At 45.5% G+C, this 15,133-nt stretch carries 11 protein-coding genes; 6 read left to right on the top strand and 5 right to left on the bottom strand.

What is annotated here, in order from left to right; genetic code table 11:
- Nucleotides 1–19 precede the first annotated feature (19 nt).
- The 3 genes from ACE1SE_RS17695 (at nucleotide 20) to ilvA (ending at nucleotide 4,435) form a co-directional block, all read left to right on the top strand.
- Entirely contained in the window at nucleotides 20–946 is a 927-nt protein-coding gene (locus tag ACE1SE_RS17695; protein WP_374051987.1) for a branched-chain amino acid transaminase, read from the top strand.
- 88 nt (nucleotides 947–1,034) lie between these two features.
- Complete coding sequence (gene ilvD / locus ACE1SE_RS17690; RefSeq protein ID WP_374051986.1) at nucleotides 1,035–2,885, top strand: dihydroxy-acid dehydratase; 1,851 nt, start codon at nucleotides 1,035–1,037, stop codon at nucleotides 2,883–2,885.
- A gap of 2 nt (nucleotides 2,886–2,887) precedes the next feature.
- Nucleotides 2,888–4,435 carry a threonine ammonia-lyase, biosynthetic gene (gene ilvA / locus ACE1SE_RS17685; protein ID WP_374051985.1) on the top strand — a complete coding sequence of 516 codons (1,548 nt, stop codon included), beginning with the start codon at nucleotides 2,888–2,890 and terminating at the stop codon, nucleotides 4,433–4,435.
- Between the two features lie 239 nt (nucleotides 4,436–4,674).
- Here ilvA and ACE1SE_RS17680 read toward each other — a convergent pair whose 3' ends face one another.
- Nucleotides 4,675–5,286, bottom strand: coding sequence for an HD domain-containing protein (locus ACE1SE_RS17680; RefSeq protein ID WP_374051984.1), 612 nt, complete (start codon nucleotides 5,284–5,286; stop codon nucleotides 4,675–4,677).
- A gap of 287 nt (nucleotides 5,287–5,573) precedes the next feature.
- Nucleotides 5,574–6,455, bottom strand: coding sequence for an HTH-type transcriptional activator IlvY (gene ilvY, locus ACE1SE_RS17675; protein WP_374051983.1), 882 nt, complete (start codon nucleotides 6,453–6,455; stop codon nucleotides 5,574–5,576).
- A 160-nt stretch (nucleotides 6,456–6,615) separates the two neighbouring features.
- On the opposite strand from ilvY, the gene ilvC reads away from it, so the two are divergent.
- A complete protein-coding gene (gene ilvC / locus ACE1SE_RS17670; RefSeq protein WP_374051982.1) occupies nucleotides 6,616–8,094 on the top strand; it encodes a ketol-acid reductoisomerase in 1,479 nt (492 codons plus the stop codon).
- A gap of 54 nt (nucleotides 8,095–8,148) precedes the next feature.
- Here the strand turns inward: ilvC and ACE1SE_RS17665 are convergent, their stop codons facing one another.
- Complete coding sequence (locus ACE1SE_RS17665; protein ID WP_374051981.1) at nucleotides 8,149–9,264, bottom strand: histone deacetylase-like amidohydrolase; 1,116 nt, start codon at nucleotides 9,262–9,264, stop codon at nucleotides 8,149–8,151.
- Between the two features lie 261 nt (nucleotides 9,265–9,525).
- On the opposite strand from ACE1SE_RS17665, the gene rep reads away from it, so the two are divergent.
- Nucleotides 9,526–11,559, top strand: coding sequence for a DNA helicase Rep (rep, locus tag ACE1SE_RS17660; protein WP_374051980.1), 2,034 nt, complete (start codon nucleotides 9,526–9,528; stop codon nucleotides 11,557–11,559).
- A 55-nt stretch (nucleotides 11,560–11,614) separates the two neighbouring features.
- On the opposite strand, the gene gppA is transcribed toward rep, so the two are convergent.
- Both gppA and rhlB read right to left on the bottom strand, forming a co-directional pair.
- Nucleotides 11,615–13,123, bottom strand: coding sequence for a guanosine-5'-triphosphate,3'-diphosphate diphosphatase (gene gppA, locus ACE1SE_RS17655; RefSeq protein WP_374051979.1), 1,509 nt, complete (start codon nucleotides 13,121–13,123; stop codon nucleotides 11,615–11,617).
- 102 nt (nucleotides 13,124–13,225) lie between these two features.
- The gene (gene rhlB / locus ACE1SE_RS17650) at nucleotides 13,226–14,509 is read right to left on the bottom strand and encodes an ATP-dependent RNA helicase RhlB (RefSeq protein WP_374051978.1); all 1,284 of its coding nucleotides are present in this window, start codon (nucleotides 14,507–14,509) and stop codon (nucleotides 13,226–13,228) included.
- A gap of 119 nt (nucleotides 14,510–14,628) precedes the next feature.
- Here rhlB and trxA point away from each other — a divergent pair, with 119 nt between their 5' ends.
- Nucleotides 14,629–14,955, top strand: coding sequence for a thioredoxin TrxA (trxA, locus tag ACE1SE_RS17645; protein ID WP_099133093.1), 327 nt, complete (start codon nucleotides 14,629–14,631; stop codon nucleotides 14,953–14,955).
- Nucleotides 14,956–15,133: the final 178 nt, after the last annotated feature.

The raw sequence follows: 15,133 nt of genomic DNA, 5'->3' as shown, positions 1-15,133 counted from the left end.
CATTGAAGGAAAACTGAGAATGACAAAGCAAGCTGATTATATTTGGTTCAATGGAGAAATGGTGCCTTGGGCAGATGCCAAAGTTCACGTTATGTCCCATGCCTTACATTATGGTACTTCGGTATTTGAAGGGATTCGTTGCTATGACTCCCACAAAGGGCCCGTTGTTTTTCGTCATCGTGAACATATGCAGCGCTTGCGTGACTCAGCCAAGATTTACCGTTTTCCAGTGAGCCAAAGTGTAGACGAATTGATGGAAGCTTGCCGTGAAACGCTGCGTAAAAATAAATTGGTCAGTGCTTATATTCGTCCATTGGTATTTGTGGGTGATGTTGGAATGGGAGTAAATCCACCGGCTGGCTATAAAACAGACGTTATCATTGCTGCTTTCCCGTGGGGAGCTTATCTTGGTGAGGAAGCCTTAGATCAAGGCATTGATGCGATGGTTTCTTCATGGAATCGCATGGCAGCAAATACGATCCCTACAGGCGCAAAAGCGGGAGGCAACTATCTCTCTTCTTTGCTGGTGGGAAGTGAAGCACGACGTCATGGTTATCAGGAAGGTATTGCCCTGGATGTTCATGGTTATATTTCAGAAGGTGCGGGCGAAAACCTATTTGAAGTGAAGGGTGGAGTTCTATTCACACCGCCATTTACCTCATCTGCCCTGCCGGGGATTACCCGTGATGCCATCATCAAGTTGGCACAAGATCTTGGTTTAGAAGTTCGTGAACAGGCACTTTCTCGCGAATCGCTTTATTTAGCGGATGAAGTATTCATGACAGGAACGGCTGCGGAGATCACTCCGGTTCGTAGTGTAGATGGTATTCAGGTGGGTATCGGCAAATGTGGCCCAGTCACTAAAAAAATCCAAAGCGCGTTCTTTGGCTTATTTGATGGTACGACAGAAGATAAATGGGGTTGGTTGGATCCCGTTAATCCTTAATAAAAAATATAAAACGCAACAGGCGGTCGTTCCCCGCCTGTTTTGATTGCCGAAGTTAATTGATAAGACTGACATGGGAGTGAAGACAATGCCTAAGTACCGTTCTGCCACGACGACACATGGCCGCAATATGGCGGGAGCCCGTGCCTTATGGCGAGCCACAGGTATGACAGATGCAGATTTTGGAAAACCTATTATTGCGGTTGTTAACTCATTCACGCAGTTTGTGCCAGGACATGTACATTTGCGTGATCTTGGCAAACTGGTGGCAGAACAAATTCAGGCATCAGGGGGAGTTGCGAAAGAGTTCAATACTATCGCTGTTGATGATGGTATTGCGATGGGGCATGGTGGAATGCTCTATTCGTTACCTTCGCGTGAATTGATTGCTGACTCGGTGGAATACATGGTCAATGCCCACTGTGCTGATGCTATGGTGTGTATTTCCAATTGCGACAAAATCACTCCGGGAATGTTGATGGCATCTCTGCGCTTAAATATTCCGGTTATTTTTGTTTCTGGTGGTCCAATGGAAGCGGGTAAGACGCGATTATCTGAGCAATTGATCAAACTGGATTTGGTCGATGCCATGATTCAGGGTGCCAATCCAAATGTCAGTGATGAACAGAGCGATCAAATCGAGCGTTCTGCATGTCCGACGTGTGGCTCTTGCTCAGGTATGTTTACGGCGAATTCAATGAATTGTTTAACCGAAGCACTTGGACTCTCGCAGCCAGGTAATGGTTCACTGCTTGCTACCCATGCTGATCGTAAGAGCCTGTTTATCAATGCCGGTAAACGCATTGTTGAACTGACTAAACGTTATTATGAGCAAAACGATGATAGCGCTCTCCCACGTAATATTGCGACCAAAGCGGCATTTGAAAATGCGATGACATTGGATATTGCGATGGGGGGGTCGACCAACACTGTTTTACATTTATTGGCCGCAGCGCAGGAAGCCGAAGTTGATTTCTCGATGGCGGATATTGATCGTCTGTCTCGTCAGGTGCCGCATTTATGTAAAGTTGCTCCGAGTACCCAGAAATACCATATGGAAGATGTACATCGTGCTGGCGGTGTGATTGGGATCCTTGGTGAGCTTGATCGCGCAGGGCTTTTGCACCGCGATGTGAAAAATGTTTTGGGTTTGGATTTGCCAAAAACATTAGCCCAATACGATATCATGCTGACAAACGATGAAAGTGTTAAGAGCATGTATTCAGCCGGGCCTGCTGGAATTCGCACCACGCAAGCCTTCTCACAGGATTGTCGTTGGCCATCGTTGGATACAGATCGCGAAGCAGGATGTATTCGTGAATACACCCATGCTTACAGTCAGGATGGTGGATTGGCCGTTTTGTCTGGCAACATTGCAAGAGATGGTTGCATTGTAAAAACAGCCGGTGTTGATAAAGAAATCCTGACCTTCCGTGGCCCAGCCAAAGTTTACGAGAGCCAGGAGGATGCAGTAGAAGCTATTCTCGGTGGAAAAGTCGTGGCGGGCGACGTGGTTGTTATTCGTTATGAAGGACCAAAAGGAGGCCCAGGTATGCAAGAGATGCTCTATCCCACTACGTATCTGAAATCGATGGGATTAGGCAAAAGTTGTGCATTGATTACGGATGGGCGTTTCTCCGGCGGAACATCGGGCTTATCTATTGGTCATGTCTCTCCAGAAGCAGCAAATGGTGGTTTGATTGGCCTGATTTATGACGGTGATATCATCAATATTGATATTCCAAATCGTAAAATTCAGTTGGATGTGGCGGAAACAACACTGACAGAGCGTACACAGGCTGAATTATCTCGCGGAGATAAAGCGTGGACACCTAAGTCCCGTGAGCGTCAGGTTTCTCTGGCATTACGTGCTTATGCATCATTAGCGACCAGCGCTGACAAAGGCGCTGTACGTGATAAAACCAAACTGGGGAGTTGATTGTGGCGGTTTATCCTCTTAATACTGAACCCAAGGGAGCGGAATATCTCAAAGCTGCATTAAGTGCACCAGTTTATGATGTTGCTCAAGTCACTCCCTTACAGGAAATGAAAAAAATCTCTGCGCGTTTAGGCAATACTATTTTGGTTAAACGGGAAGATCGCCAGTTAGTACATAGTTTCAAATTGCGCGGTGCGTACGCGATGATCGCAGGCTTGACGGAAGAGCAGAAAAGCAAAGGCGTGATCACGGCTTCCGCAGGCAACCATGCGCAAGGTGTTGCATTATCGGCCAGTAAGGTTGGCATAAAAGCCACTATTGTTATGCCGATAGCGACAGCGGATATTAAAGTCGATGCCGTTCGTAGTTTTGGTGGAGAGGTTTTGTTGCATGGTACGAACTTCGATGAAGCAAAGGCAAAAGCCATTGAGATGGCAAAAGAACACGGTTACACCTTCGTGCCACCCTTTGACCATCCTGTCGTGATTGCAGGTCAGGCTACATTGGCAATGGAGTTGCTACAGCAGGATGTTCATCTTGATCGTATCTTTGTTCCGGTTGGTGGCGGTGGGTTGATTGCGGGGGTCGCCGTTCTTATCAAACAGCTTGTACCCGAAATGAAAGTTATTGGTGTGGAAGCCGAAGATTCTGCTTGTCTGAAAGCGGCACTGGAAGCAGGGCATCCGGTCGATTTGCCAAGAGTTGGATTATTCGCGGAAGGCGTAGCTGTCAAACGCATTGGCGACGAAACGTTTCGTTTATGCCAGCAATATGTCGATGATGTTATTACGGTAGACAGTGATGCTATCTGTGCTGCGATGAAAGATATCTTTGAAGATGTCAGGGCGGTTGCAGAACCTTCCGGTGCGCTGGCGCTGGCAGGCTTGAAAAAATATGTCCAGCAATATCAGATTCAGGGAGAACGACTGGCACATATTCTTTCTGGGGCTAATGTGAATTTTCATGGGTTGCGTTACGTTTCAGAACGTTGCGAACTTGGAGAGCAACGCGAAGCCTTGCTGGCAGTGACGATCCCTGAACAAAAAGGGAGCTTCTTACAGTTTTGTCAGATACTGGGTACTCGTGTTGTGACTGAATTTAGCTATCGTTATTCGGATGCAACAGATCCAAACCAGGCCTGTATTTTTGTTGGTATCAGATTGAGTCGGGGAAATGCTGAACGGCGTGAAATTATTGAAGAATTAAAAGCATCGGGATATCAAGTCGCTGATTTTACGGATGATGAAATGGCGAAGCTGCATGTTCGTTATATGATCGGTGGGAGACCATCCAAGCCATTGCAGGAGCGATTGTTTAGCTTTGCTTTTCCTGAATCTCCAGGTGCTTTGCTGAAATTTTTGCAGACACTGGGAACTTATTGGAATATCACGCTGTTTCATTATCGTAGTCACGGCACGGATTATGGGCGTGTATTGGCGGCCTTTGAGCTTTCAGGATCAGAAGTGTGTTTTGATCGCCATTTGGATGAGTTGGGCTATGAATACCATGATGAAACCGATAACCCTTCATTTAAATTATTTCTGACTTAGTTATCGATCAAAGCAATAAACAGCAAAATATCTTCCCAAAGGAGGCTGTTTTGCTGATTTTATATATTCAGATCATAATGATTTCCAGCGTCATTATCAGAAGACGACTGCACAGGATTGCTGGAGTTGTGTAGAGTAGTTCTGGTAGGCACCGTTGCCGCACCTTGGTAAACACGAGTATCGAGTATAATCGCGTTTGGTGCAGTTGCCTTCTGAAAATGACAGTATTTGCTCGTGCCCTATTCGGGAAAGTCGGCATGAGCCAGCATATCGCAGAAGCTAAGAACATGAAGCTGTTCGTGCTCGCGGCCAATCTCTCCCATAAGGTTGAGGACACCGGTCGTTGGCTTGCGGCGCACGACTGATCCCATTGCATTCAACATCGCCTTTTTGAAGCCTAGACGGGGATATTCGGCGAGAATAACCTCAACTGCTTGGGGTGACAGAAGCGTTCGCGGGAAGGCACCAATATCAATTCCTGCGCCGAGCTGGAGAAGTGCTATCTCCGGTTGTTTGCGCTGCGGGATACTAAACGTCGTATGTAGCGCGATAGCGTCCCAAATCACAGCAATCTTTTTGTCCGGATAGCCTTGCTTTGACAAAAAGTCGGCAGCCGCGTCGGCGCCGTCGATTTCGAAGCGATCTTCTGCAACGAAAGCATCCACTAGGCCAAGGTCATGTAGCATCGAACCTAGAAATAGAATTTCCTCATCATGGGTTGATTTCTGCATCGCTCCCGCTTCTCGGGCGAAAGCATAGGTCCGACTTACATGATTGAACAGAAAAGGAGGAGAGTGGTCGCGGGCGAGTTCCATTGCGGCGAGGCAAATAGCGGTATCAGGATGGTTCATGATGTCTCCTTTGCGGTGGTGTATGGATCTGTGCATAACACGATACTATATTGCTATAGCATGTTTTCAGGTACTAATTGGAATTGGTGTGGGATTTAATTTGGTTCTGTCGTATTAAACACGGTTTTGGATACACCACCTTTTAGACTCACTACGAATATGGTAAAGGCTTCTCTCCATTTATCCGATAGGTAGGAATTTTGTCATTTTCAGAACTCGGCAGCATTCGATTATTAAAACTATGTGTCAGCAAGTGAGATTCAAGAATTCTGAAAATGACATCCAGACTACAATAGCTCCCAAAATGCCTTAATCAACGGTTCGCCCAAGCGCTTACTCAACGCACAAACACCCAATTCAAACGGCTCGACCAAAGCAATATTTTCCAACAGTGAAATACGGTTACGCACAGGTTCAGGACTGTTTTCGACAACAACCGTAGGGATCAGCGCAATTCCGCAACCCAGTGCTACCATAGAAACAATCGCTTCATGGCCGGAAACTGTCGCGTAAATGACGGGGTGCAGGATCTTATGTCGGCGGAACCACAGTTCAATACGCTTGCGGGAAGGCCCGTGCTCAGGCAGGATAAAAGGGATGTTATTCCAGTCGGGGTGTTCCTGGGTCGCGAGATTTCTCACGGCACAAGGCAGAGAAGGAGCAATCAGTACCAGTGGTACTTCACCTATTTTGGTAAAGCTGACATTATCAGGCAGTTTCTCTGGCTTACCTGCAATCCCCAAATCCATAGCATCGGATTGAACTTTATCAACGGCATCAGCAGCGTCTCCTGTTGTCAGTTTAATTTCCACCAAGGGATGTTCTGCCCGAAATTTATCCAATACTTGTGGAAGATGGCTATATGCAGCCGTGACTGAACAGAATAGACGTAACTCTCCCGTTAGTGATGGGCTTTGGTGGTTTAATGAATGCTGTAACTGTTTATATTGCAGGAAAGTTTGCTGGGCAAATTGTTTGAATTGTTCACCGGCTAAGGTCAATTTTACTGTTCGGTTGTCCCGCAGAAAAAGCGGATGCCCCAATAATTCCTCAAGACGCTGGATCTGGCGTGAAAGTGTGGATGGACTGACGTGCATAGCCTTAGCTGAGCGGCCAAAGTGACAACTTTCTGCAAGGTGTAAAAACAGTTTTAAATCACGTAGATCCATCGTTTTTAGGCCTTTTATCGAGAGGCTGTTTGCCGTGAAAAAGTGTGTTGCATAAACTGCAATGTAGTCTTGTTAATATATCAATTTCAGCAATGGCTTGCATGTCATATATTGTTTCTATGCAAATGACCTTACACCCAATTATTATATCGGAGTCACCATGGCTAATTATTTTGATACGTTGAACTTACGCCAACAATTGGCGCAGTTAGGCAAATGTCGGTTTATGGCGCGGGAAGAATTTGCTAACGAAGCAGGGTATTTGAAAGGCAAGAAAGTGGTGATCATCGGTTGTGGTGCGCAAGGGCTAAACCAGGGTCTCAATATGCGTGATTCTGGTTTAGATATTGCTTATGCCTTGCGTAAAGAAGCGATTGATGAAAAACGACCATCATGGCGTAAGGCAACCGAAAATGGTTTTAAGGTTGGCACTTATGAAGAATTAATTCCACAGGCGGATTTGGTTATCAACCTGACGCCAGACAAACAGCATTCAGCGGTGGTTCAGGCAGTGCAACCCTTGATGAAAGAAGGTGCAGCGCTGGGTTATTCCCACGGTTTCAACATCGTCGAAGTGGGTGAGCAAATCCGCAAAGATATCACTGTTGTAATGGTTGCACCTAAATGCCCAGGTACGGAAGTGCGAGAAGAGTATAAGCGTGGATTTGGTGTGCCTACTCTGATTGCGGTACATCCAGAAAATGATGTAAAAGGCGAAGGGATGGCGATCGCAAAAGCGTGGGCAGCCGCAACAGGCGGACATCGGGCTGGTGTGCTGGAATCTTCTTTCGTAGCCGAAGTTAAGTCTGACTTGATGGGAGAACAAACCATTCTGTGTGGCATGTTACAGGCCGGTTCTTTGTTGTGTTATGACCAACTGGTTGCTGATGGTGTTGATCCCGGTTATGCCGGAAAATTAATGCAATTTGGTTGGGAAACGATCACTGAAGCGCTGAAACAGGGTGGCATTACATTGATGATGGATCGTCTTTCTAATCCAGCAAAATTGCGTGCTTATGCCTTATCAGAACAACTGAAAACTATTTTGACTCCGCTGTTCCAGAAACATATGGATGACATCATTTCTGGTGAATTCTCCTCCACAATGATGGCAGACTGGGCAAATGACGATAAGAATTTGCTGACCTGGCGTGAGGAAACCGGTAAGACGCCATTCGAAAATTACCCAGACTGCACAGGGCATATCAGTGAGCAGGAATACTTTGATCATGGCGTCCTGATGGTTGCTATGGTCAAGGCGGGGGTAGAACTGGCATTCGAAACGATGGTAGATACTGGCATTATCGAAGAGTCTGCTTATTATGAATCTTTGCATGAATTGCCGTTGATTGCGAATACCATCGCCCGCAAGCGTCTGTATGAAATGAACGTGGTAATTTCTGATACCGCAGAATACGGTAACTATCTGTTCTCCTACGTCGCAGTTCCGTTGCTGAAAGAGAAATTTATGGCAACCCTGCAAGCAGGGGACTTAGGAAAAGCAGTTGCAGATCGCAGCGTTGATAATGCGCAGTTGCGTGATGTGAATGAAGCGATCCGTAACCATCCGATTGAAATTATCGGCCGTACTCTGCGTGGTTATATGACAGATATGAAACGTATTGCAGTCGGTGGCTAATATAATGTTTATCCTGCCCGGAGTGACTTTATCGGGCAGGTAGTTTTTTCATTCTTACAAATCGAATTTCGATTTCAGTTCATCAATGGCTTGTCGCTGAAATGCTTCAAATCGTTCTTTCGGTTGCTGCGATTGGATCATATTCAGCGCAGGATCGTTGACTTTCGTGCGCACACCGCTTAATTCCTCCATGACAGCCAACCCACAGAAAGGCACATAGGCTTCAGAATATCCCCCTTCGTGAACGATGACTAATTTGCCATGGCACAACTCATCGGCTGCTTGCTGTACCCTGCGGGTCATTTCACGGAAGCTGTCACTGTGCAATTGCATTCGTGCCAGAGGATCAAACGCATTGGCATCATAGCCGCAGGCAATGATGATCAACTCGGGTTGGTAACGTCGCAATGCAGGGAGCACAATCTGATCCATAGCATAAAGATAACTATTGTGCCCAGCTCCTGCCATCAATGGGATATTGATATTGAAACCTGCCCCTTTACCCGCCCCGATATCTTCCTCACCACTATAGCTTTCGGGATAGCAGCCATCTTGATGCAGTGAAATAGTCAAAACATCATCACGTTCCCAGAAGATATGTTGGGTTCCATTGCCGTGGTGAACATCCCAGTCAATGACTGCGACTCGACCAACTTCAAGCTGCTCTTTTGCGTGCTCAATGGCGAGGGCAATATTGGCAAGGAAACAGAATCCCATTGCTTGATCTGGCAAACAGTGATGCCCAGGAGGGCGGGAAAGACTATAGGCATTATCCAACTCGCCTTGTAACACCGCTTTTACTGCGGCATAAGTGAGTCCGGCGGATAGTTTGGCTATTTCATAGCTGCCTTGCCCTATTGGCGCTTCTGAGCCTAATATTCCTCCGCCATTATCACTCACGAATTTAAAGCGCTGTAAATACTCTTCGGTATGAACCAGTCTCAGCGTTGCATCATCGAGAGGTTCAGCACCACGCAGTTGCAATGAATGACTTAATCCAGAAACATCCATTAAGTTTTTCATTCTGCGTTTTGTTTCCGGTGATTCTGCATGTCCTGCACCGTTGGGAGGTTGTACCCACCCTCCAACCGGAAATGTCATAACATGTGATAAACCAGAATTATGCCAGAAACAGAGTTCATCAAAGAAAAAGCCTGTTTTACGTAACATATTACATCCTCTTCGATTCCCTTTATCTTTCAAACTACAACTTGAAGTCTATTGGGGATATTGATTGTATGTCAGTAAGCGTAATTGATTGTTATAACATCAACGTAGTTAAATAGATCCTATGTATTTCAATTACAATAGAATCAATATTGATATACTTGGCCTGAGTAATTTAACTTATTAATAAAAAAGTTATTTTGTAATTTATCATATAGATTAATAATAAAATGAATGAGTTTTAGATACAGCTTTCAAAACAGTATGCGATTAAATCCAAGCCAACAACAAGCGGTTGAATTTGTAACAGGACCTTGTCTGGTTCTGGCGGGTGCGGGCTCCGGCAAGACTCGAGTGATCACCAATAAAATTGCTCACTTGATCCGCACCTGTGGTTATCAGGCTCGCCATATTGCGGCAGTCACTTTTACTAACAAAGCGGCACGTGAGATGAAAGAACGTGTTGCCCAAACCTTGGGCCGCAAGGAGACACGGGGATTGATGATCTCAACTTTCCATACCTTGGGGTTGGAGATCGTTAAGCGTGAATACAACGCGCTGAGAATGAAAAGTAACTTCTCATTATTTGATGATCAAGATCAGATGGCTTTGTTAAAAGATCTCACTGCGGATTTGCTGCAAGAAGATAAGGATTTGCTACAAAAACTGATTTCGAACATTTCTAACTGGAAGAATGATTTAATGTCGCCAGAACAAGTAATGAAAATGGCACGTTCAGCGCAGGAACACCAGTTTGCAGAATGTTACCGTCGTTATGACTTGCACCTGAATAGTTGTAATGTTCTCGATTTTGATGATCTGATTACCAAACCAACTTTGCTGTTAATGCATGATGAGGAAGTCAGGGAGCGTTGGCAGAATAAAATTCGCTACTTGCTGGTGGATGAATATCAGGATACGAATACCAGTCAATATCAACTGGTGAAATTATTGGTGGGTAATCGCGCACGTTTTACCGTGGTTGGAGATGATGATCAATCCATTTATTCATGGCGTGGTGCTCGTCCACAGAATTTGATTTTATTGAAGGATGATTTTCCACAGTTGAATGTGATTAAGCTGGAACAGAATTACCGTTCATCAGGGCGAATATTGAAAGCGGCGAATATTCTGATAGCCAACAATCCCCATGTTTTTGAGAAAAAACTCTTTTCGGAATTGGGATATGGTGATCCGCTCAGGGTGATTGAAGCGAGCAATGAAGATCACGAAGCTGAACGTGTAGTGGGGGAGTTGATCGCTCATCACTTTATCAATAAAACGGAATATAAAGATTACGCTATTTTATATCGCGGTAATCACCAGTCCCGTATCTTCGAAAAAATGTTGATGCAAAATCGCATTCCTTACCGAATTTCGGGAGGAACATCATTCTTTTCTCGACCTGAAATTAAAGACCTGCTCTCTTACTTGCGTGTTTTGACCAATCCTGAGGATGACAGTGCGTTTCTGCGTATCGTCAATACACCACGACGAGAAATCGGTGCGGTGACGATCCAGAAATTGGGCGAATGGGCGAATCAGCGTAGCAAAAGCTTATATCAAGCCAGTTTTGATCTTGGGCTGGAGCAGCATTTAACAGGACGTGGTTTGGCTGCATTACAGCGCTTTATCCACTGGATGGACGAAATAGCTCGTCAGGCGGAGCGGGAACCATTGTTGGCGGTGAGAGACTTACTGCGTGGCATGGATTATGAAAGCTGGTTATATGAAACCTCTCCCAGCCCAAAAGCGGCTGAAATGAGAATGAAGAACGTCAACCAGCTCTTCACTTGGATGAGTGAAATGCTTGAGGGAGATGACTTGAATGAGCCAATGTCTCTTTCCCAAGTTGTGGCGCGTTTTACGTTGCGGGATATGCTGGAGAGAGGCGAGGAAAATGAAGAGTTGGATCAAGTTCAGTTAATGACGCTACATGCTTCCAAAGGGCTGGAGTTTCCCTATGTTTTTTTGGTGGGTATGGAAGAAGGTTTGTTACCTCACCAAAGCAGTATTGATGAAGACAACATTGAGGAAGAGCGTCGTTTGGCCTATGTGGGTATTACACGTGCGCGGAGAGAACTTTTTTTCACCCTCAGCAAAGAGCGTCGCCAGTTTGGTGAACTTATCCGTCCGGAACCGAGCCGATTTTTGCTTGAGTTGCCACAGGATGATTTGGATTGGCCACGAGGTAAGCGGGTGATGAGCGCAGAGGAAAGGATGAAACAGGGGCAATCGCGCCTTGCCGATATTAAATCTCGTCTGGGACTTGGGCTAAAAATCAACAATAATAAATAGTACGATAATATTCCCCTGCATTTATGGATAAGTTCAGGGGAATAAAGTAAAAATTTTAGCCGAGATGAGAGTTGTTTTGCTCCTCAAGGAACAATGGCCATTGGGTATAACTCTGCCATTTCATTTCTTGCTGTAATGCTTCAGTTTTGAGCGGATGTTTTATCTGCCATTGATGGGGCAAGGTGATAATGAGCGTTTCATTTTTCGCCTGTAATCGTAAAGCTGGCAACGTGTCATCCCGCTGACGGCTGGCGAAAATAATTGCCAGACGCAATAAGCGACATAGCCGTTGTGCCTGTAACAATGGCATAGCATTTTGCTGACTGAGTGATGCCAGATCCACTGGACCACTTTGATTTTTCAATAGAATAGCCAACAGTCGTTTTTGGGCAGGAGTATAACCAGGCAGATCCAAGTGGCTTATCAAATAAGCGGAATGTGCAGGTCCCTGGCGAAAATCAACAAACAGGCCTATTTCATGGAGCAAACAGGCACTGACCAATAACTCACGACAACGTTCGTCCAATTTCCATGACTTGGCAACTTGTTGGAAAAAATTTTCGGCTAACAGTTTGACACGCTGTGCCTGCTCAATATCCAGTTGAAAGCGATGCTGAATATTGCACAAGGTTCTTGCCCGAATATCCTGCTCGATCGGCAAATCCAGCATCCCGTAAACCAGACCTTCACGTAGTGCGCCGCCTGCTAATATCATACTTTCAATATTTAATGCCTGAAAAATGGCGATTAAGATTGCCAACCCACTTGGAAAAACCAACGCCCGTTCCAGTGTCAGCCCATCAATTTCTAACTCTTCCAGCTTGCCACACTCAATCGCCTGATGTTTTAGTTGCTGGAGTTTGGGTAAGGTGATCAGTTCATCCATACCTTGAGCAATCATAATTTCCTGCAAGGCTTGTACCGTGCCGGAAGCTCCTACACAAACGTTCCAGCCTTGCTCAAGCAGCTTAGGGGTAACAGGGCTGAGAATATCATGTGCAGCAGCTTCTGCATTAGCAAAGTTTTCTGCTGTCAGGCTGCGATCATTGAAATAACGTTCCAGACAGGTAACACAGCCCATTTCAAGGCTGAAAAGCTGGTTGGCTTTGGCTCCGATACCGGTTACCAGTTCGGTACTGGCACCACCAATATCTACAACAAGTCGCTTTTCAGACCCGCCGGTCGTGTGAGCGACACCTTGATAAATTAGCTGAGCCTCTTCTTCGCCGCTGATCACATGAACAGGTTTGCCTAATATTTCTGAGGCCTTTCTGGTAAATTCATCTGAATTTTCTGCCAGCCGCAAGGTTGCGGTAGCAACAACGCGGATCTGTGAGGCAGGAATATCCTGCAAATATTCGGAAAAGAGGCGCAAACATTGCCATCCTCGTTCCATTGCCTGCTGTGATAAATGATTATTTTTATCTAAACCGGCAGCCAACCTGACTTTGCGTTTGATACGAGTAACGACTTGAATGCTGCCGGATACTTCACGGACAACCAGCATATGAAAACTGTTTGAACCTAAATCAATAGCCGCATAAAGCGAAGAAGCACTCAGCATAGTATTTATTCCGGCCTGTGTTATTTCATATCGTGTTATTTCAACATTACGTTATTTCAATACCGATCATACTATTCCAGTATTGTTCAGCCTTGCGTCATTTTAGCCTGGGCGTTTACTGTTGCGCGTTGCATTGCCACGGCGTGGTATGTTGGTACGCCGTGGGTGTCCCCCTGAGCGGGTGCGATTACGGCGCTTAGGTACTGGCAGATCTTTTAGCAATGCATCACTGTTATATTTGCTAACAGGTATCTGGTGCTGAATATATTCTTCAATGGCCGGTAAATTTAGCACATACTCTTCACACGCCAGGCTGATAGAATGACCACTTTCTCCAGCACGGCCTGTCCGGCCAATTCGGTGAACATAATCTTCACAGTCATCGGGTAGATCATAGTTAAATACGTGTGTCACAGATGGGATATGCAGCCCTCGGGCGGCAACATCTGTGGCAACCAGAATGTCCAGATTGCCTAGGCTGAATTCTTCAAGAATACGCAGGCGTTTTTTCTGTGCAACATCACCAGTCAGCAAACCAACCCGATGACCATCAGCAGCCAGATGAGCCCAGATGTCTTCACAACGGTGTTTGGTATTGGCAAAAATAATGCAGCGATCAGGCCACTCTTCTTCCAGCAGAGTCTGTAGCAGACGCATTTTTTCTTCGTTGGAAGGATAAAATAGCTCTTCCTTAATGCGGTGCCCGGTTTTTTGCAGCGGTTCCACTTCCACATATTCAGGATTGTTCATCTGCTCAAAAGCCAGTTCACGCACTCGATAAGAGAGAGTTGCGGAAAACAGCAAGTTCATTCTTTCTGTAGCCGCTGGGAGCCGACGGAACAACCAGCGAATATCTTTGATAAAGCCCAGGTCATACATGCGATCTGCTTCATCAAGTACCACAACTTGAATGGCTCCAAGATGGATATGGCCCTGTTTTGCGTAATCGATCAAACGCCCTGTTGTACCAATGACGATATCGACACCCGCTTCAAGGACTTTAAGCTGTTTATCATAGCCATCGCCGCCATAGGCAAGACCCATTTTCAACCCAGTGACTTGTGACAATTCTTCTGCGTCAGAGTATATTTGAACCGCCAATTCACGGGTAGGCGCCATAATCAGTGCTCTTGGCTGATTAGTTTTACGCTCTTTCTTCGCAGGGTGAGTCAATAAATAATTAAAAGTAGACGCCAAAAATGCCAGCGTCTTGCCCGTTCCGGTTTGTGCTTGCCCCGCAACATCTCGGCCTTCGACAGTTAAAGGCAATGTTAGCGCCTGTATCGGCGTACAGTTGGAAAACCCCTTCTTCTCAAGGGCTTCTAAGACTTTGGGATGCAATGCGAAGTCGGAAAACTTCTTTTCTGTCAAATGTGTTTTGCTCATAGTAAGGTAGAATATCAGTTAACTATTGCTTTAAGAAAGTGTATCCGCTGAAATAAAGACACCCTTATGTTGGTTAATGTACACTGACACTGTAAAAGATTTTATTTTTGGAGCAAAAAATGAGTGCGAATATTATCTCTCTGACTGATGCTGGCTTTGGAAACGATGTTTTGAAAGCACAAGGTCCTGTTCTCGTTGAATTCTGGGCTGAGTGGTGCGGTCCTTGCAAAATGATTGCCCCTATTCTGGATGAGATTGCCACAGAATACGAAGGGAAACTGACCGTTGGCAAGCTGAACATTGATGATAACCCAGCAACAGCACCAGAATACGGTATTCGTGGTATTCCAACTCTGATCCTGTTTAAAGGCGGTGAAAAGGTTGCCGTAAAAGTGGGCGCTTTGTCAAAAACTCAACTGAAAGAGTTTTTGGAACCTCACCTATAATTTAGAATCAGGTCACAGTAATTACGGACGTTTGGCGTATGAGATGATTTATCACATTGACCGCTAGACGTCCGCTACGAAGCATGGTAAGTTAGCGACCATGTATTTGTATGAAGCTTTGCTTGAGCGAATTCTTTATTCGATATAAAGGTTTATTGATATAAAGAGTTGACATTAA

Origin of the sequence: Xenorhabdus taiwanensis (genome assembly GCF_036512875.1) — a bacterium.
Lineage (GTDB): Bacteria > Pseudomonadota > Gammaproteobacteria > Enterobacterales > Enterobacteriaceae > Xenorhabdus > Xenorhabdus taiwanensis.
Note: the sequence above shows the minus strand (reverse complement) of the source record. Positions and strands in the feature narration are given on the sequence as shown.